Origin of the sequence: Staphylococcus sp. HMSC071G07 (assembly GCF_001811435.1) — a bacterium.
Lineage (GTDB): Bacteria > Bacillota > Bacilli > Staphylococcales > Staphylococcaceae > Staphylococcus > Staphylococcus pettenkoferi.
The window spans coordinates 81,913-101,026 of sequence record NZ_KV804750.1; the positions used below are offsets into that span (position 1 = coordinate 81,913).

16 protein-coding genes and 1 other RNA gene are annotated in these 19,114 nt (G+C 39.3%); all 17 read left to right on the plus strand.

Features of this window, described 5'->3' with window-relative positions:
• The first annotated feature begins 3 nt into the window (after nucleotides 1-3).
• On the plus strand, nucleotides 4-459 hold the full coding sequence (locus HMPREF2802_RS00395) for an ACT domain-containing protein (RefSeq protein WP_002471528.1): 456 nt from the start codon (nucleotides 4-6) through the stop codon (nucleotides 457-459).
• A 14-nt stretch (nucleotides 460-473) separates the two neighbouring features.
• The gene (gene ruvA, locus HMPREF2802_RS00400) at nucleotides 474-1,079 is read left to right on the plus strand and encodes a Holliday junction branch migration protein RuvA (RefSeq protein ID WP_049405507.1); all 606 of its coding nucleotides are present in this window, start codon (nucleotides 474-476) and stop codon (nucleotides 1,077-1,079) included.
• Between the two features lie 34 nt (nucleotides 1,080-1,113).
• Complete coding sequence (ruvB, locus tag HMPREF2802_RS00405; RefSeq protein ID WP_070502408.1) at nucleotides 1,114-2,127, plus strand: Holliday junction branch migration DNA helicase RuvB; 1,014 nt, start codon at nucleotides 1,114-1,116, stop codon at nucleotides 2,125-2,127.
• Nucleotides 2,117-3,142 (plus strand): tRNA preQ1(34) S-adenosylmethionine ribosyltransferase-isomerase QueA, encoded by a 1,026-nt coding sequence (gene queA, locus HMPREF2802_RS00410; protein ID WP_070502409.1) that lies wholly within the window; start codon nucleotides 2,117-2,119, stop codon nucleotides 3,140-3,142. The genes ruvB and queA overlap by 11 nt, the downstream gene beginning before the upstream one ends.
• Nucleotides 3,143-3,157: 15 nt before the next feature.
• Nucleotides 3,158-4,297 carry a tRNA guanosine(34) transglycosylase Tgt gene (tgt, locus tag HMPREF2802_RS00415; RefSeq protein ID WP_002473126.1) on the plus strand — a complete coding sequence of 380 codons (1,140 nt, stop codon included), beginning with the start codon at nucleotides 3,158-3,160 and terminating at the stop codon, nucleotides 4,295-4,297.
• Nucleotides 4,298-4,320: 23 nt separating this feature from the next.
• Entirely contained in the window at nucleotides 4,321-4,581 is a 261-nt protein-coding gene (gene yajC, locus HMPREF2802_RS00420; protein ID WP_002473120.1) for a preprotein translocase subunit YajC, read from the plus strand.
• Nucleotides 4,582-4,618: 37 nt separating this feature from the next.
• Nucleotides 4,619-4,870: a preprotein translocase subunit YajC gene (gene yajC / locus HMPREF2802_RS00425; RefSeq protein WP_082144720.1), complete on the plus strand. Its 252-nt coding sequence runs from the start codon at nucleotides 4,619-4,621 to the stop codon at nucleotides 4,868-4,870.
• Between the two features lie 307 nt (nucleotides 4,871-5,177).
• Entirely contained in the window at nucleotides 5,178-7,463 is a 2,286-nt protein-coding gene (gene secDF / locus HMPREF2802_RS00430; RefSeq protein ID WP_070502410.1) for a protein translocase subunit SecDF, read from the plus strand.
• A gap of 369 nt (nucleotides 7,464-7,832) precedes the next feature.
• A complete protein-coding gene (gene recJ, locus HMPREF2802_RS00435; RefSeq protein ID WP_070502411.1) occupies nucleotides 7,833-10,109 on the plus strand; it encodes a single-stranded-DNA-specific exonuclease RecJ in 2,277 nt (758 codons plus the stop codon).
• A gap of 12 nt (nucleotides 10,110-10,121) precedes the next feature.
• The gene (locus tag HMPREF2802_RS00440) at nucleotides 10,122-10,640 is read left to right on the plus strand and encodes an adenine phosphoribosyltransferase (protein ID WP_049411459.1); all 519 of its coding nucleotides are present in this window, start codon (nucleotides 10,122-10,124) and stop codon (nucleotides 10,638-10,640) included.
• 327 nt (nucleotides 10,641-10,967) lie between these two features.
• Entirely contained in the window at nucleotides 10,968-13,157 is a 2,190-nt protein-coding gene (locus HMPREF2802_RS00445; RefSeq protein ID WP_070502412.1) for a RelA/SpoT family protein, read from the plus strand.
• A gap of 15 nt (nucleotides 13,158-13,172) precedes the next feature.
• Entirely contained in the window at nucleotides 13,173-13,625 is a 453-nt protein-coding gene (dtd, locus tag HMPREF2802_RS00450; RefSeq protein WP_070502413.1) for a D-aminoacyl-tRNA deacylase, read from the plus strand.
• A complete protein-coding gene (locus HMPREF2802_RS00455) occupies nucleotides 13,622-14,497 on the plus strand; it encodes an N-acetylmuramoyl-L-alanine amidase family protein (RefSeq protein WP_049411469.1) in 876 nt (291 codons plus the stop codon). The genes dtd and HMPREF2802_RS00455 overlap by 4 nt, the downstream gene beginning before the upstream one ends.
• A gap of 369 nt (nucleotides 14,498-14,866) precedes the next feature.
• Entirely contained in the window at nucleotides 14,867-16,129 is a 1,263-nt protein-coding gene (gene hisS / locus HMPREF2802_RS00460; protein WP_070502414.1) for a histidine--tRNA ligase, read from the plus strand.
• 12 nt (nucleotides 16,130-16,141) lie between these two features.
• Entirely contained in the window at nucleotides 16,142-17,908 is a 1,767-nt protein-coding gene (gene aspS, locus HMPREF2802_RS00465) for an aspartate--tRNA ligase (RefSeq protein ID WP_070502415.1), read from the plus strand.
• Nucleotides 17,909-17,992: 84 nt separating this feature from the next.
• Nucleotides 17,993-18,183: non-coding RNA, 6S RNA (gene ssrS / locus HMPREF2802_RS00470), on the plus strand.
• 77 nt (nucleotides 18,184-18,260) lie between these two features.
• The gene (locus tag HMPREF2802_RS00475) at nucleotides 18,261-19,034 is read left to right on the plus strand and encodes a tRNA threonylcarbamoyladenosine dehydratase (protein ID WP_070502416.1); all 774 of its coding nucleotides are present in this window, start codon (nucleotides 18,261-18,263) and stop codon (nucleotides 19,032-19,034) included.
• The last annotated feature ends 80 nt before the right edge of the window (nucleotides 19,035-19,114 follow it).

Genomic DNA, 19,114 nt, shown 5'->3' on the forward strand with positions numbered 1-19,114 from the left:
TAAATGAACAACAAGGATTATAAAAAGTTCTTTCTCATTCGAGAAGATGTGCTGCCAGAATCTGTAGTGAAAACTTTAAAAATTAAAGAAGCACTTAAACAGGATCCGGATATGTCGATTTTTGAAGCAGTGAAACAATTTGATTTATCCAGAAGTGCATTCTATAAATATCGTGACACGATTTTCCCAGTAGAAGAAAAGATGCAGACGACGAAAGAATTCACACTTATCCTATATGTGAATGATGTCGTAGGTATGTTAGCAAATGTGTTAAACAAATTATCCACTTGGCATCTTTCGGTACTGACTATCCATCAAAGTATCCCGATGAAAAATCGAGCGACGATTACGCTTTCGCTCGATGCGACGGATACAGACCTTGAACTCGATGATGTTGTCGATTTATTGAAAGAAATCGATAATGTGACCAAAGTTGAACTTATTAGTATGACGATTTAAGAGGAAGTGTAATTGTGTACGCATATATCAAAGGAACATTAACGCAACTCTTTCCTACTCATGTAGTAGTTGAAGCACAAGGCGGAGTAGGTTACGAAATTCAGACGCCTAATTCATATCGTTTTCAACGTCATTTAGACCAAGAAGTGACGATTTATACCTCACTCATTGTACGTGAAGATTCACAATTACTATATGGTTTCCACGATGAAGAAGAGAAATCGATGTTTTTAAGTTTAATCAAAGTGACAGGTATAGGTCCGAAATCTGCGCTTGCCATCTTAGCAAGTAGTTCCCCTAATGACGTGAAGCGCGCGATTGAGAACGAGAATGATGCCTATTTAACTCAATTTCCAGGTATCGGTAAAAAGACAGCGAGACAAATTGTGCTTGATTTGAAAGGAAAAGTTGAAATCACAGATGAAAGTCAAATGGACTTGTTACAACCAACTGCATCTCAAGATGAATCACAAAGTATTGTCAAAGAAGCGTTACTTGCTTTAGAAGCTTTAGGCTATTCAAAACGCGAACTTAAGAAAGTTGAGAAAAAATTAGTGGCTGAGACACCTGATAGTGTAGATGACGCTGTGCGCCAAGGCTTGCAAATGCTCGTATCTTAAAACGTTTCTTGTGAGATAGAAAGGAGGTAACGCAGTGGACGACAGAATGGTTGATCAGCATATGCATAACGAAGAATCTTCGTTCGAGTTATCCTTACGTCCAACACGATTACGACAGTACATCGGACAGAACTCGATTAAATCAAATCTAGAAGTATTCATTAAAGCCGCTAAATTAAGAGAAGAACCATTGGATCACGTCCTACTATTCGGACCACCTGGGCTCGGAAAGACGACACTTTCTAATATCATCGCAAATGAAATGGATGTTAATATCCGTACAATTTCGGGTCCTTCAATTGAAAGACCTGGTGATCTGGCAGCTATCTTATCTGGCTTACAACCTGGTGATGTATTGTTTATTGACGAAATTCATCGTCTCAGTAGCGTGGTCGAAGAAGTACTTTATCCTGCTATGGAGGATTTCTTCTTAGATATTGTGATTGGCAAAGGCGAAGAAGCGCGAAGTATTCGTATCGATCTCCCACCTTTTACCCTTGTCGGAGCAACGACACGTGCAGGTAGTTTAACTGCGCCGTTAAGAGATCGTTTCGGTGTCCATCTACGCCTTGAATACTATCGTGAAGAAGAATTGAAAGAAATCATTACTCGCACTGCTGAAGTATTAGATACTGCAATAGATGAGGAAAGTGCACTCGAATTAGCTAAACGTAGCCGCGGTACACCGCGTGTAGCGAACCGCTTATTAAAACGTGTTAGAGATTTCCAACAAGTGAACGAGGATGATCAAATCTATATCGAAACAACTAAGAAAGCATTGAATTTACTCCAAGTCGACGATCATGGATTAGACTATATCGATCACAAGATGCTCAATTGTATTATCGATCAATATAACGGTGGGCCTGTAGGATTAGACACGATTGCAGTTTCTATCGGCGAAGAACACATCACTATTGAAGATGTGTATGAGCCTTTCCTTATTCAAAAAGGCTTTATTGAACGTACGCCACGAGGACGTCGTGCGACAGCATTAGCTTATGAGCATTTTCAAAAAGGAGAAAAGAGGGACCAAAGTGAATATTGAGGAATTTGACTATGACTTGCCAGAATCGCTCATTGCTCAGACACCATTGAAGCATCGTGACCAAAGTCGCTTGCTCGTCATGGGTAGAGAATCTGGGAAGACGACACATCAACACTTTGCGGATGTGATTGACTATTTCAAAGAGGGCGATACTTTAGTACTCAACGATACACGAGTGATGCCTGCGCGTCTATTCGGTATCAAGGAAGAAACTGGAGCTAAAGTAGAAATGCTGATGTTAACGCATCTCGAGGACAATGATTGGGAAGTCTTACTAAAGCCAGCTAAGCGCATTAAAGTCGGGCAGCGTTTGTCATTTGGTGATGGTAAGATCGTGGCTGAATGTATTGAGGAACTAGATCAAGGCGGTCGAATCATGCGTCTTCATTATGAAGGTATCTTACAAGAGCGTTTAGATGAACTCGGTGAAATGCCTTTGCCACCTTACATTAAAGAACGTTTAGATGACCCTGATCGTTATCAGACAGTGTATGCTAAGGAAAGTGGTTCTGCTGCAGCACCCACAGCTGGCTTACACTTCACTGATGAGTTACTCGAAGCAATTAGAGCGAAAGGTATTCGAATTGTCTTTATCACGCTCCATGTAGGGTTAGGTACATTCCGTCCTGTCAGTGTGGACAATATTGACGATCATGAAATGCATAGTGAATATTATCAAATCTCAGAAGATACCGCACAACTTCTTAATGAAACGCGACGTGAAGGCGGCCGTATTATTTCTGTAGGAACAACTACAACGCGCACTTTAGAAACGGTGAGATCACAACACGATCACTTTGTAGCGGCGAGTGGTTGGACAGATATTTTTATCTATCCTGGCTATGAGTTTAAAGCGATTGATGGTCTCATCACAAATTTCCATTTACCGAAATCGACTTTAGTCATGCTCGTCTCAGCTTTTAGCACGAGAGAGAACGTACTTAACGCATATCGTGAAGCCGTAGAACGCCAGTACCGTTTCTTCAGTTTCGGCGACGCAATGTTAATTATTTAATAGGGAGGAACAGTCATGCCTGCTGTTACATACGAACATATCAAGACTTGTAAACAATCAGGTGCACGTCTAGGCATCGTTCACACTCCACACGGCTCATTTGAAACACCTATGTTTATGCCTGTGGGAACTAAAGCTACAGTTAAGACGATGAGTCCTGAAGAGTTGCATCAAATGGAGGCTAAGATTATCTTGGGGAACACCTATCATTTGTGGTTGCAACCCGGAAATGATATTATCAGAAAGAGTGGGGGACTACATCAATTTATGAATTGGGATGGTCCCATCCTTACAGATTCAGGAGGTTATCAGGTCTTTAGTCTGAGTAATTTAAGACAAATTTCTGAAGAGGGTGTCGCATTTCGTCACCATAAGAACGGCTCTAAACTATTCTTGAGCCCTGAGAAATCGATGGCAATACAGAATGATTTAGGTTCCGATATTATGATGGCCTTTGATGAATGTCCACCCATGCCAGCTGAATATCAATATGTTAAGGATTCAATCGAACGTACGTCGCGTTGGGCGAAGCGTTGTTTAGAAGCGCATCAACGACCAGAGGACCAAGCATTGTTTGGTATTATACAAGGTGGCGAGTACAAAGACTTACGTAAGCAAAGTGCCGAAGAACTCGTTGCACTTGATTTCCCAGGCTATGCGATTGGAGGACTATCAGTTGGTGAGCCGAAGCCGACAATGTACGAGATGGTAGAGTATACCGAACAATTTATGCCATTTGATAAACCACGCTATTTAATGGGAGTTGGATCTCCAGATGCATTAATTGAGTGTAGTATTCGTGGTATGGATATGTTCGATTGCGTGCTACCAACACGTATAGCACGTAACGGTACTTGTATGACTTCTAACGGACGTCTCGTCATTAAGAATGCCAAGTACAAAGATGATTTAGGACCGCTTGATTCAAACTGTGATTGCTATACTTGTCGTAATTATAGTCGTGCTTACATCAGACATTTAGTAAAAGCAGAAGAAACATTCGGAATCCGTCTTACTACTTATCATAATTTACATTTTCTTCTCAAATTGATGGAGCAAATTCGACAAGCGATTAGAGAAGATCGACTATTAGATTTCAAAGAAGAATTCTTTGAACAATATGGTCTCAATGTAGATAACCCTAAAAACTTTTAACAATACTGAGGAGGAATACACTAATGGGTTCAATGACTACGCTTATCATTCCTATTATTCTATTAATCGTCTTAGTTGTGTTTATGATTATCCCACAACAAAGAAGAGCGAAGAAACATCGTGAAATGGTACAACAATTAAGTGAAGGCCAAAAGGTAACAACAATTGGTGGTATTAAAGGAACTGTTCACTCTGTTGATGAAACAACAGTTGTGCTCAAGTTACACAAAGGCACAGAAATTACTATGGAAAAACCTGCAATTAAGCAAGTGGATCCATCTTAATCACACAAATATTGATCAATAAAGGAGTTTATTAACTGTGCAAATTATAATTATCGTTGTACTCTTCCTTGTGATGTATTTGTTCATGGTACGTCCGCAACAGAAGAGACAGAAACAACATCGTGAAATGTTATCACAACTCGAGTCAGGTCAACATGTGACTACTTTAGGTGGTATAAAAGCGAAAGTACGCAGCGTTGATGACAATGTTGTGGTGCTCGTGTTAAACGATAAAGGTGAAGAGCTCGCTATAGAGAAACAAGCGATCAAACAAATTGATCCATCATAATGAATCACTATGACAAAGCATTATAGGGTGAGGAAGGGTTCAAGTTGTACTGAACAGTATCAACTTGAATCTTTTTTTAATTCACTGAGAAGTGTTAAAAGTGGAATCTTACTATTCGTATAGATATTTAGTGACTTCAACTGAACAAAGATACATAATAGATTGTGAAATACTTTGATAGTTTGGATTATAAATGTTGTATGTTATTATAAGTAGGTCATAGACAAAGAGAAAGACCGATAATAGCTTGAACTAACGCATACGTATCAAGTATGATTAAGACATTAGTTAACAATGAGGTGTTCATGTGAAGAAAGGAAGTAGAATAGCTGCGTTCATACTGTTAGTCGTATTATTATTCGCTGGTATGGGACTTACATATAAGAGCGTAGTTAAAAACGTAAACTTAGGTCTAGACTTGCAAGGGGGATTTGAAGTCCTCTATCAAGTTAACCCACTAGACAAAGGTGATAAGATTGACGACAAAGCGGTTAAATCCACATCTAAAACGTTGGAGAACCGTGTCAACTCTCTCGGTGTATCCGAGCCGAAGATTCAAGTAGAGGATAAGAACCGTATTCGTGTACAACTTGCTGGTATTAAGAACCAATCGCAAGCACGAGATATCCTCTCTTCTAAAGCGAAACTCACTGTACGTGACGCTGATGATAACGTCAAACTTACAGGTAAAGACTTGAAACAAGGGACAGCGAAACAAGAATTCAAACAAAATACAAACTCACCAACCGTTACTTTCAAAGTGAAAGACTCTGACAAGTTTAGAAAAGTTACAGAAGAAATCTCTAAGAAAAAAGAGAATGTCATGGTCGTTTGGTTAGACTATGAAAAAGGTGATTCCTACCATAAAGAGTCTAAGAAAGAACAAGAAGGTAAGAAACCGAAGTACGTTTCTGCAGCCAATGTAGATCAACCAATCAACAGTGATAGTGTTGAAATTTCTGGTGGCTTCAATGGTAAGGAAGGCGTAGAACGTGCGAAACAAATCGCTGACTTACTCAATGCAGGTTCACTTCCAGTCGACTTGAAAGAAATTTACTCTAACTCAGTCGGCGCACAATTTGGTCAAGATGCGTTGAACAAGACACTCTTTGCATCTCTTGTTGGTGTTGCAGTAGTGTACTTATTTATGCTTGGTTTCTACAGACTTCCAGGTTTAGTCGCTAACATCGCATTAACTGCATATATCTATTTAACACTCGTCGCTTTCAACTTTATTTCTGGTGTGCTCACACTACCAGGTATCGCAGCCCTCGTGCTCGGTGTAGGTATGGCAGTAGATGCCAACATTATCATGTACGAGCGGATTAAAGACGAACTGAAAGTCGGACGAACGTTGAAACAGGCTTATAAGAAAGCGAATAAGAGCTCGTTCTTAACGATAGTCGATGCCAACTTAACAACGGTCATCGCCGCTGCTGTACTATTCTTCTTCGGGGAAAGTTCAGTTAAAGGTTTCGCAACGTTACTCTTACTCGGTATCTTAATGATCTTCGTGACGGCCGTATTCTTATCAAGAATTCTAATGTCATTATTGATTTCTTCAAACTACTTCAAGAAATCATACTGGCTATTCGGTGTGTCTAAGAAAGATCGTCACGATATTAACGAAGGTAAAGATGTTCATGATCTCAAAACGCCTTATGAACGTCTAGACTTTATGAAACTCGCAAAGCCATTATTAACACTAAGTGTGCTTATCGTTATCGTCGGTGCAGTCATTCTCTTCATCTTTAGATTGAACTTAGGTATCGACTTCTCAAGTGGTACACGTGTGGACTTCACTACAGATAACAAAGTGAAACAAGATAAAGTTACTGAGACATTTGATAAAGCGAATTACAAGCCAGATCAAATCTCAATTGGCGAAAGTGGTAAAAATGTTACCGTGCAATTCAAAGATGACTTAAATAAAAACCAAGTTTCAAAACTGAAAAACATGGTACATGATAAATTCGGTCACGATCCAACAGTCAATACTGTTTCACCACTCATTGGTCAAGAGTTAGCTATGAACGCGATGAAAGCTCTCGCACTTGCTTCAATCGGTATCATTATTTACGTAACTTTACGTTTCGAGTGGCGCATGGGTCTTTCAGCGATTCTTGCTTTACTCCACGACGTCTTTATCATGGTTGCGGTATTCAGTATCTTTAGATTAGAAGTAGATATTACATTTATCGCAGCCGTCTTAACGATTGTAGGTTATTCAATCAACGATACCATCGTTACCTTTGACCGTGTACGTGAGAACTTGCAGAAAGTGAAAGTCATTCGCGAACCAGAACAAATTGATGACATCGTCAATAGATCAATTAGACAAACCATGACACGTTCCATTAACACAGTACTTACTGTAGTCGTTGTGGTTATCGCATTACTCATCTTTGGTGCAACAAGTATCTTTAACTTCTCACTCGCATTACTCATCGGCTTAGTTTCAGGTGTTATTTCATCTGTATTCATCGCCGTACCTCTTTGGGGTATTATGAAAAAACGCGAGTTGAAGAAAAATAACGGTAAACTTGTCGTTCACAAAGAGAAAAAATCAAATGATGAAAAGATTTTAGTATAATCTTTGATATCGAGTCCGTAGACAACTTCGTCTACGGGCTTTTTTGATTTCTATGATAGAACTTATTTTTGAACATAATCACACCTCCATACATAGGAGTAGGGCAGGATTCTATCCATTTATGAGATAGATAATATATTCAATACATTACTGGCGTACTGAATTATATATTCGAAAATCATAGGCACTACAGGCACCTCGAGTACACATTTAAAGTTTATTTTAAGCTTAGTTTATATAGAGCTCAGAAGATCATTTTCATTAACGTCTCAGGCTTATTGCCTTTGAAATATCGTGTTAACGAAGAAGAGATACTTTTTATTTACGCGGTTGTCTTGTATAATGACTTGTGGAAATGAGGGCGTAAAAATGATTAAACCGAAATACAATTGGCTTTTATCAGAAACGAACGACAATCAAATTACTGACGACATCGCACAACAATTTAAATTGACTCCTATCATGAAACAAGTGTTAGAAAGTAAAGCAATCACAACAGCAGAAGAGATTGAACGCTTGCTCAAAGGACAATTTGTTCATGACCCTGCAACGATGAGTGATATGACTAAAGCGGTCGAACGGATTAATCAAGCGCTGGATCGCAATGAAACCATACTCGTTTATGGGGATTATGATGCTGATGGGGTAACCTCAACAACTATTCTTGTGAAAACATTGAGGGAATTAGGTGCTCACGTCGGTTGGTACATACCTAATCGTTTCTCTGAAGGTTACGGTCCTAACGAGTTAGCTTTCCAGAATGCAGTTGATGAAGGTGTCTCACTGATCATTACAGTCGATAATGGTATTCAAGGTCATGACGAAATTAAACTCGTACAAGACCAAGGTGTTGACGTTATCGTGACTGACCATCACGAAATAGGGCCCACGTTACCAGAAGCATATGCTATAGTACATCCGATGCATCCAGATTATGATTATCCATTTAAATATTTATGTGGTGCTGGTGTAGCTTATAAACTTGCGCAAACACTATTAGATAATCCTCCTAGCTATTTCAAAGCTTTAGTAGCAATAGGAACAATTGCAGACTTGGTTTCGATGACGGATGAGAATCGAACTTTAGTCAAAGAAGGGCTGGCAGTTCTTAATCAACATCTTCCGGTTCCTATCAAAGCTTTGTTGGAACAAGCGGGTTTCGATCAAACGATCACAGAAGAAACGATAGGTTTTATTATCGGGCCACGTTTAAATGCGGTAGGGCGATTAGAAGATGCGAGTCTTGCTGCTGAGTTATTGATGACAGATGAAATGGAAGAAGCTCAATTTTTAGCTGAGCAAGTTGAGTATTTTAATAATGAACGTAAAGACATCGTCCAATCCATCGCTGAGCAAGCTATGGCAATGGCGCAAGAGCAAGTTGGACAAGGATCAAAGTTCTTATTGTTAGCCCAACAAGATTGGCATGAGGGCGTGTTAGGGATTGTCGCTTCTCGTGTAGTGGAAACCTATCATCTACCGACGTTAATCTTAAATATCGATGAATCTCAGAATCATGCGAAAGGTTCTGCACGCAGTATTGATCAAGTCTCAATGTTTGAAATCTTGAGCGAACAATCCGATTTGATTACCAAATTTGGCGGTCATCACATGGCAGCGGGTATGACTTTACCGATTGAGAATATTGAACCTTTACATCAAGCACTAGATCAAACGATGCAAGCTTTAGCTAAACAAGTCTCACTCGTTCCAACTAAGAAAGTCGATGTTGAGATAGCAGAATCTGATATTTCGGTTAATAATATAAGGGATTTACAGAAACTACGTCCATTCGGTACCGATTTTGCGATGCCGTGCTTTAAACTGAGTGATATCAACGTGATTCAAGCAAAGGGCATCGGTCAAGAGAAACGTCATTTAAAGCTGACGCTTGGCGCAGATCGTCTTCAAGCGCTTTACTGGCAGCATGGCCAGTTAGCATCGGAACTCGGTGAAAGCCAACCGCTTGATTTAATTGGTACGCTTGAAATTAATGAGTGGAACGGTCATCAATCTCCACAAGTGATGATTCAAGATTTAGCAAGCAATCAATTACAGATCTTGGATTATCGTAGCAAAAACAAGCATATTTCTTTTGAAAATAGTAATGAAGTCGCCTACATCATTCGAAGTGAGCAAGATAAACCTTCAGAACACCATTACTACTATGGTGAAACGTTCCAACAGCCTTATGAGAAATATGTCATGATGGAGTTGCCAGAAACACTATCAGCAATGCAACAAACTTTAAAACAGATTAATAATGCACAAATTTATTTAGTTTTAACACACCAGCATTCTGTGTACTTTGAAGGTATTCCCAAGATGGAAAGTTTTAAAGCTTGCTATAAAGCGATTTATCAAAAAGGAAATTTAAATTTAGCATCTGAAGGCATGCAATTATGTGAGTACTTGAGAATCAAACCCGATCATCTGAAATTTATTTTACGCGTCTTCTATGATTTAGATTTTATCAAAAATGAAGAAGATCTCATCGTGATCAACCCTGATTCAACAACGAAGGCAATTGACTCAAGTTCACTGTACCAAGCACGTCAATCACGAATTGAAGTAGAACAATTGCTTCTATATGAAGATTTTAATAAACTAAAAAGCTGGATTAAAGCAGAAATGAACAATAATTAGGAGGCAAATCTTATGGATTTAAAAAAATACGTATCAGAGGTGCCAGATTGGCCACAACCAGGGGTAAGCTTTAAAGATATCACGACGATAATGGACAATGGTGAAGCATTTGGTTATGCTACAGATCAAATCGTCCAATATGCGAAAGAACGTGACGTAGATGTGGTCGTTGGACCTGAAGCACGCGGGTTTATCATCGGTTGTCCTGTCGCTTACTCTATGGGCATTGGATTTGCTCCTGTTCGTAAAGAAGGTAAGTTACCACGCAAGGTCATCCGTTATGAATACGAACTCGAATATGGCACGAATGTCCTAACGATGCATGAGGATGCGATCAAACCTGGTCAACGTGTCCTTATCACTGATGATTTACTTGCTACTGGTGGTACGATTGAGGCGGCGATTGGCTTGGTTGAGAAACTTGGTGGCATCGTCGTGGGTATCGCTTTCTTAATTGAACTCAAATATTTAAATGGTATTGAGCGAATTAAAGACTATGACGTTTATCGCTTAATTTCATATGATGAATAAGCAAACCTACGTCATTCATTGATTTCCATACGTATAATAAACACTCGCTTTAAGGTAGAATCTTTCTACTTTGGAGCGAGTTTGTTTTAGCTTGTCATAGTAAAAGGGAAGTTAAATGCTCATAGTGCTTCCCGTTCTCTAATGCATTTTAACTCCTTAACCTATCTTGTAATTGAAGTGATTTATTTCTGTGAAAAGTTGTAGTATGATAGAACTAATATTCTATTGAACGAGGACAGTTGACGTGAAGCCAGTCTGGTAAGTTACAATATAGAGTAAATGACGTACAATAAGGAATTTCAGTAATAAGGTATAGGGGTGTCTAACTTGAATAACGAATATCCATACAGCGTAGACGAAGTATTATCTAAAGCGAAATCGTATCTTTCTCCAGATGATTACGAATATGTACTAAAAAGTTATCATATCGCTTACGAAGCTCATGAAGGCCAGTTCCGTAAAAATGGCTTGCCTTTCATCATGCATCCCATCCAGGTAGCAGGAATACTAACTGAAATGCGCTTAGACGGTCCAACTATTGTTGCTGGCTTTCTTCATGATGTCATCGAGGATACACCTTATACCTTCGACGATGTGAAAAATATCTTTAACGAAGAAGTCGCAGTCATAGTTGAAGGTGTGACTAAGCTTAAAAAGGTCAAATATCGTTCGAAGGAAGAACAACAAGCTGAAAATCACCGCAAATTATTTATCGCATTAGCTAAAGACGTACGCGTGATCTTAGTTAAACTTGCAGACCGTTTACATAACGTGCGTACTTTGAAAGCTATGCCACGTGATAAACAAGTCCGTATTTCAAAGGAAACGCTAGAAATTTACGCGCCATTAGCGCATCGTCTTGGTATCAATACGATCAAATGGGAACTCGAGGACACTGCATTACGCTATATAGATAGTGTACAATATTTCAGAATAGTTAATTTAATGAAGAAAAAGCGTAGTGAGCGGGAAGCTTATATTGAACATGCGATTGACCACATCAATTCAGAAATGCAACAAATGAATATTCGAGGCGAAATCAATGGTCGTCCAAAACATATTTATAGTATTTACCGTAAAATGGTGAAGCAGAAGAAGCAATTCGATCAAATATTCGACTTACTCGCTATTCGTATCATCGTGAACAGTATTAATGATTGTTATGCAGTATTAGGCTTGGTTCACACCTTGTGGAAACCGATGCCAGGTCGGTTCAAAGACTATATCGCTATGCCTAAACAGAATATGTATCAATCACTGCATACCACAGTAGTAGGACCGAATGGAGATCCATTAGAAATTCAAATTCGTACCTACGAAATGCATGAAATTGCTGAGCATGGGGTAGCCGCACACTGGGCTTATAAAGAAGGCAAGAAAGTGAATAGCAAGACCCAAGACTTCCAGAATAAACTCAATTGGCTAAAGGAACTTGCTGAAACGGACAAGACGACTTCGGATGCTCAAGAATTTATGGAATCCCTTAAATTCGACTTACAAAGTGATAAAGTGTATGCTTTTACGCCTCAAAGTGATGTCATCGAGCTACCTTATGGTGCGGTTCCTATTGATTTCGCTTATGCTATCCATAGCGAAGTAGGGAATAAGATGATCGGCGCGAAAGTCAATGGCAAGATCGAACCGATTGATTACGTGTTACAGACTGGCGATATCGTTGAAATTAGAACGAGTAAACATTCTTATGGACCGAGCCGTGACTGGTTGAAAATCGTAAAATCCTCCAGTGCTAAAAGTAAAATACGAAGCTTCTTCAAAAAGCAAGATCGTTCATCCAATATTGAAAAAGGTAAATTCATGGTCGAAGCTGAAATAAGAGATCAGGGCTATCGAGTCGAAGATATTTTAACTGAAGAAAATATCGAAGTCGTGAACGAAAAATATAATTTCTCTAACAGTGATGATTTATTTGCCGCAGTTGGATTTGGCGGTGTGACCGCTTTACAAATCGTCAATAAGTTATCTGAAAAACAACGGGTACTCGATAAACAGAAAGCTTTAAATGACCCTCAAGAAGTTAGCAAAACAGTGCCGATTAAAGATAGTATTACGACAGAAAGTGGTGTGTATGTTGAAGGTTTAGACAACGTACTCATCAAACTTTCTAAATGCTGTAATCCGATTCCTGGCGATGATATTGTAGGCTATATCACTAAGGGACATGGTATCAAAGTTCACCGTTCTGACTGTCCAAATATCAGAAACGAACAAGAGCGTTTAATTGATGTTGAATGGGTGAAATCGAAAGATGCTATGCAACGTTACCAAGTCGACTTAGAGATTTCAGCATATGATCGTAACGGACTACTCAACGAAGTCTTACAGGCAGTTAACTCAACGACGAGTCATCTCGTCAAAGTCTCAGGTAAATCTGATGTCGAGAAGAATGCAACTATTAACTTAAGCGTGATGGTTAAGAACGTCAACGAAGTCTTCAAAGTTGTAGAGAAGATCAAGCAACTCGGTGACGTGTATACAGTGTCACGCGTGTGGAATTAGAGGTGTGATATAAAGATGAAAGTAGTAGTACAACGTGTGAAACATGCGAGTGTCTCAAATGACTCAATACACAATGAGATTCAACAAGGTTATTGTCTACTCGTAGGTCTCGGAAAAGAATCTACACAAGCAGACGTAGAAGCAATAGCTAAAAAAATAGCGCATGCACGCTTATTTGAAGACGATAATGGGAAACTTAACTTAAACATTCAACAAGTTGAAGGTGAAATCTTATCTATTTCCCAATTCACGTTATATGCAGATGTTAAAAAAGGGAATCGCCCTGGTTTCTCTAACGCTATGCCGCCAGACAAGGCTACAGAGATGTATCAGAAGTTTAACCAAGCGTTAGAAAGTTATGGGATTACCGTTAAGACAGGCGAATTCGGAACAGACATGTTAGTGGATATCGCTAATGATGGCCCTGTAACGGTTATTTATGAAAGTCAGGACGGTAAGATTCTATGACAGGAGTACGTAGATGGCTGAGTAAACATCGAATGTGGAATCTGCCCACACTCATTGCCTTAGTACTTTTTCTAATCTTCGTCATCTTCTTATTTATGGTGATGAATCACAACGATGAGAATAGTAGTACGATTTATGTGACGCAAGATGCGGAGTTACGCACTGGCCCGAATGCTGCTTATCCAGAACTTTATCCTGTGCATAAAGGCGATAACTTTCATAAAATAGGTAAATCTGGTAAATGGATTCAAGTTGAATCGCATAATAAGAAAGAAAAGGGATGGATCGCCGGCTGGCATACGAATCTAGATATTAAGAAAGATGTCACTGCGAGCAAAGATTCTTTAAAAGGTAAGACGATTGTCCTCGACCCTGGTCACGGTGGTAGTGATCAGGGCGCTTCAAGTCGTACTCAGAAAAAGAGTTTAGAGAAAGTTTATACCCTTAAAACAGCTAAAGAGTTAAAGTCACTACTTACGCGTGAAGGCGCACATGTTAAAATGACGCGTGAAGACGACTCATACGTCTCTTTGAGTGACCGTAATTTAAAAGGTGATGCGTATATCAGTATACATAACGACTCACTCGATTCGACGAAAGCCAACGGAGGTACAGTCTACTGGTATCGTAAAAGTCAAGAAAGTTTAGCCGAAACGTTGAATCAAAGCATTCAGAAAAAAGCCTTGCTTAGCAATCGAGGAGCCAAGCAAGAAAATTTCCAAGTATTAAGACAAACCAATCAACCTGCAGTATTACTAGAGTTAGGCTACATTAGTAATCCTACTGACGAAGATATGATTACTGATAAATTACATCGTCATGTTGTAGAAGAAGCAGTTGTTGATGGACTAAAAATATATTTTAGTAACTAATACTTGCAAACAACCACGAAAGCCTTTAATATATAGATTGAATCTAATAGTATTGACCGTTAATATTCTTGATAACTACATGTGAAAGAGGTAAAGTTCTTTGAAGCGATGAGCGTAGATGCTGACATTGCTTTTTAATCGAAGAACTTGTAGAGACGTCATTCATAGCTGAAAGAAGACGCTGAGTAACTTGTAGGTGGAACACAAGAAGAGGTACTTTACGAGAGTAAAGCGCGTGACGTCCGATAAACGTCGAGAGTGGGTTATATATCAGATATAACCAATGAGGGTGGCAACACGGAAATTCGTCCCTTGTGTGATCATTGTTATCACGCAAGGGCTTTTTTAATGTAGAAGAGGAGAGATTCTATGATTAATATACCAAGAGGTACGCAAGATATACTTCCTGGAGAAACGAAGAAATGGCAATTTATCGAATCCAGACTTGAAGAATTAATGAAGCTGTATAACTATCAAGAGATTCGCACACCTATCTTTGAGAGTACAGATCTCTTTGCCAGAGGTGTTGGCGATTCCACAGATGTTGTACAGAAAGAAATGTACAATTTTAAAGATAAAGGTGATCGCGACCTTACTTTAAGACCAGAAGGTACAGCGGCCGTAGTGAGATCTTATATAGAGAAGAAAATGCAGGGGCAAGCGAATCAACCCGTGAAACTTTATTATGTAGGACCTATGTTCCGTTATGAACGTAAACAAAAAGGACGTTATCGTCAATTCACTCAATTCGGTGTTGAAGCGATCGGCTCAGAAGATCCAAGCATTGATGCCGAAGTACTAGCCATGGTCGTACATATATACGAATCATTTGGCTTAAAAAATCTAAAACTAGTCATCAATAGTATTGGTGATATCGATTCTCGCCAAGAATATAATCAAGCGTTAGTCGAACACTTTGAACCCGTGATTGACGATTTCTGCCAAGATTGTCAATCAAGACTACACACTAACCCTATGCGTATTCTCGATTGTAAAGTGGATCGCGATAAAGAAGCAGTGAAGACTGCACCGCGAATCACAGATTATCTCAATGACGAGTCTCAAGCGTACTACAACCAAGTGAAAGCTCACTTAGATGACTTGAATATTCGCTACGAAGAAGATCCTAACCTTGTTCGTGGTTTAGATTATTACACGCATACGGCTTTCGAATTGATGATTGACGATCCTGATTACGATGGTGCAATCACTACACTATGTGGTGGTGGTCGCTACAATGGCTTACTACAACTACTTGATGGACCAGATCAAACTGGCATTGGTTTCGCATTAAGTATTGAACGCTTGTTAATGGCATTGGAACAAGAGGGCATCGAGCTTGTTGACGAAGAACCTCTAGATCTCTTCGTCGTTACGATGGGTGATGATGCAGATCGTTATGCTGTACGCTTGCTCAATGATTTAAGAAAGCAAGGTATTAGTGTCGATAAAGATTATTTAAATCGTAAAATCAAAGCACAGATGAAACAAGCTGATCGACTTAATGCTCGTTACACTGTCGTTATTGGAGATCAAGAATTAGAACAACAACGCATTGCAATTAAAGATATGCAATCAGGTGAATCTGAAGAAATAGCTTTAGATCAAATCGGTGAATTTTTTACTAAATAAGGAGTAGATAGAATGTCTAAACGTACAACATATTGTGGTTTAATCACAGAAGAATTTTTAGAACAAGAGGTTACATTGAAAGGATGGGTTCACAACCGTCGTGACCTTGGTGGTCTCATCTTCGTAGACTTAAGAGACCGTGAAGGCCATGTTCAAATCGTCTTCAACCCTTCATTCTCTGAAGAAGCCCTCCAAGTGGCTGAAACAGTTCGTTCAGAGTATGTCGTTGAAGTTCAAGGTGTGGTTAAAAAGCGTGACCCTGAAACAGTTAACCCTAAAATCAAAACAGGTAACGTAGAAGTTCAAGTTTCTAACATTGAAATCATCAATAAATCTCAAACACCACCATTTGCGATTAACGAAGAGAACATCAATGTAGATGAGAACGTACGTCTGAAATATCGTTACCTTGACTTACGTCGTCAAGAACTCGCACAAACTTTCAAAATGCGTCATCAAACAACTAAATCAATTCGTGAATATTTAGATGGTGCTGGATTCTATGACGTTGAAACACCAGTATTAACAAAATCAACGCCAGAAGGTGCACGTGACTATCTCGTTCCATCTCGTGTTCATGAAGGTGAATTCTACGCTTTACCACAATCACCACAAATCTTTAAGCAATTATTAATGATCAGTGGTTTCGACAAATACTATCAAATCGTTAAATGTTTCCGTGACGAAGACTTACGTGCGGACCGTCAACCTGAGTTCACTCAAGTCGATATCGAAATGAGTTTCGTAGACCAAGAAGATGTCATTGAAATGGGAGAAGAACTTCTTCAAAAAATCGTCAAAGATGTGAAAGGCGTTGAACTTGAAGGTGCATTCCCACGTATGACTTACGCTGAAGCGATGTCACGTTACGGTTCTGACAAACCAGATACACGTTTCGGTATGGAACTCATTGACGTATCTGAACTCGGCGAAACAATGGACTTTAAAGTATTTAGCAATGCTGTTAACAGTGGCGGTCAAGTTAAAGCAATCGTCGTGGAAGGTGCTGCAGACAAATATACACGTAAAGATATTGATAAACTCATGGAATTTGTGAATATTTACGGTGCTAAAGGTCTCGCATGGGTTAAAGTGACAGATGAAGGCCTCAACGGCCCGATTGCGCGTTTCTTTGAAGAAGAACATGTGTCACGCCTAAGCGAATTAACTCAAGCGAAATCTGGCGACATCGTCTTCTTCGTAGCAGATTCAGTTAAAGTTGTAGCACAAAGTTTAGGTGCTTTACGTCTGAAACTTGCACGTGAACTCGATCTTATCGATGAATCTAAATTGAACTTCTTATGGGTAACAGATTGGCCACTTCTTGAATATGATGAAGATGCTAAGCGTTATGTAGCCGCTCACCATCCATTCACTTCTCCGAAAGAAGAAGATATTGCTAAATTAGATTCTGAACCTGAAAATGCTCAAGCAAATGCGTATGATATTGTGCTTAACGGTTATGAACTTGGCGGAGGTTCAATCAGAATTCATAACGAAGACTTGCAAGCTAAAATGTTCGAAGTACTTGGATTTACTGAAGAACAAGCGAGAGAACAATTTGGTTTCTTACTCGATGCATTCAAATATGGTGCACCTCCACACGGTGGTATTGCACTTGGCTTAGACCGCCTCGTAATGTTACTTACAGGTCGCACTAACTTAAGAGATACAATTGCTTTCCCTAAAACAGCATCAGCAACATGTCTCTTAACTGACGCTCCAAGCGAAGTGTCTGATAAACAATTAGACGAATTATCACTACGCATTAAACATTAATTTAAGATTACTGGGCAGTGTGTCCAATCCTGAGTTAATTAATTTCAATGCGCCAGTCAATGTGGTACTATTAAACCATAGAGATAGAACCTGTTGTGTTCGAAAGTTTGCTTTTTATTTGGGCCTAACACTCTTTGATCCGGGAGCCCAATAGGTTTTCTTGCGGCGCACATGCCTCGTTCTGAGGACTTGCAAACCAAGAAACAGGGCACCCACCTGTACTTAGCAGGCCGAATGATCAAGCTTTTTACAACTACGGCACGAACGGATTCTATCATGCGCAAGGCGTTCGCCTTGCGTATTTTTTTGATTTTAACAACAGAAGTAGGTAGGAATAGGAGTTAGTTTGAACATGAAACATCAATTTTCACGTAATGAACTTGCATATGGTTCAGAAGGTATTGAAAGATTACATGACAAGACCGTCGTCGTACTAGGTGTAGGTGGTGTAGGTTCTTTCGCAGCTGAAGCACTCGCACGTACGAACATTGGTCATATCATCTTGATTGATAAAGACGATGTCGATATCACAAACGTCAATCGTCAGCTTCATGCGCTCACAACAACCATTGGTCAGAGTAAAGTTTCTTTAATGGAAGAACGAATTAAACTCATCAATCCAAATTGCAAAGTCACATCGTTACATATGTTCTACACTGAAGAAACGTACGAAGATTTATTTAATAATTATGATATCGATTACTTTGTGGACGCGAGCGATACAATTATGTATAAAGTGCATTTAATGAAAGAGTGCTTGAAACGCAATATTAAAGTCATTTCAAGCATGGGAGCAGCAAACAAAACGGATCCTACGAGATTTGAGATTGCGGACATTTCTGAAACACATACTGATCCTATCGCGCGTATCATTAGACGTAAATTACAAAAGGATGGGATTAAAAAGGGGGTACCAGTCGTATTCTCTGACGAAAGCCCAATCGTTATTCGTGAAGATGTTAAAGAAGTCGTAGGCGACGCGAATGCTACGACAAGAAAAGGGCAGATGCCTCCATCTTCAAATGCTTTCGTACCGAGTACAGTAGGACTTATCTGCGCAAGTTACGTAGTTAATGATATTCTGAAAGATTTTCCAGTAACCCGAATTAAAGATAAAGGACAATAATCACATTACCATTTGTGAATAATGAAAAAACTTAGAAATGCGATATAAAATATCTTTTGTGTAGATCAAATAAGGGTCAC

Coding starts and splice junctions, on each gene's coding strand:
- HMPREF2802_RS00455 (WP_049411469.1), top strand. CDS start 13,622: ATGACAGGAGTACGTAGATGGCTGAGTAAACATCGAATGTGGAATCTG.
- HMPREF2802_RS00440 (WP_049411459.1), top strand. CDS start 10,122: ATGGATTTAAAAAAATACGTATCAGAGGTGCCAGATTGGCCACAACCA.
- HMPREF2802_RS00395 (WP_002471528.1), top strand. CDS start 4: ATGAACAACAAGGATTATAAAAAGTTCTTTCTCATTCGAGAAGATGTG.
- hisS (WP_070502414.1), top strand. CDS start 14,867: ATGATTAATATACCAAGAGGTACGCAAGATATACTTCCTGGAGAAACG.
- tgt (WP_002473126.1), top strand. CDS start 3,158: ATGCCTGCTGTTACATACGAACATATCAAGACTTGTAAACAATCAGGT.
- recJ (WP_070502411.1), top strand. CDS start 7,833: ATGATTAAACCGAAATACAATTGGCTTTTATCAGAAACGAACGACAAT.
- HMPREF2802_RS00475 (WP_070502416.1), top strand. CDS start 18,261: ATGAAACATCAATTTTCACGTAATGAACTTGCATATGGTTCAGAAGGT.
- dtd (WP_070502413.1), top strand. CDS start 13,173: ATGAAAGTAGTAGTACAACGTGTGAAACATGCGAGTGTCTCAAATGAC.
- yajC (WP_002473120.1), top strand. CDS start 4,321: ATGGGTTCAATGACTACGCTTATCATTCCTATTATTCTATTAATCGTC.
- aspS (WP_070502415.1), top strand. CDS start 16,142: ATGTCTAAACGTACAACATATTGTGGTTTAATCACAGAAGAATTTTTA.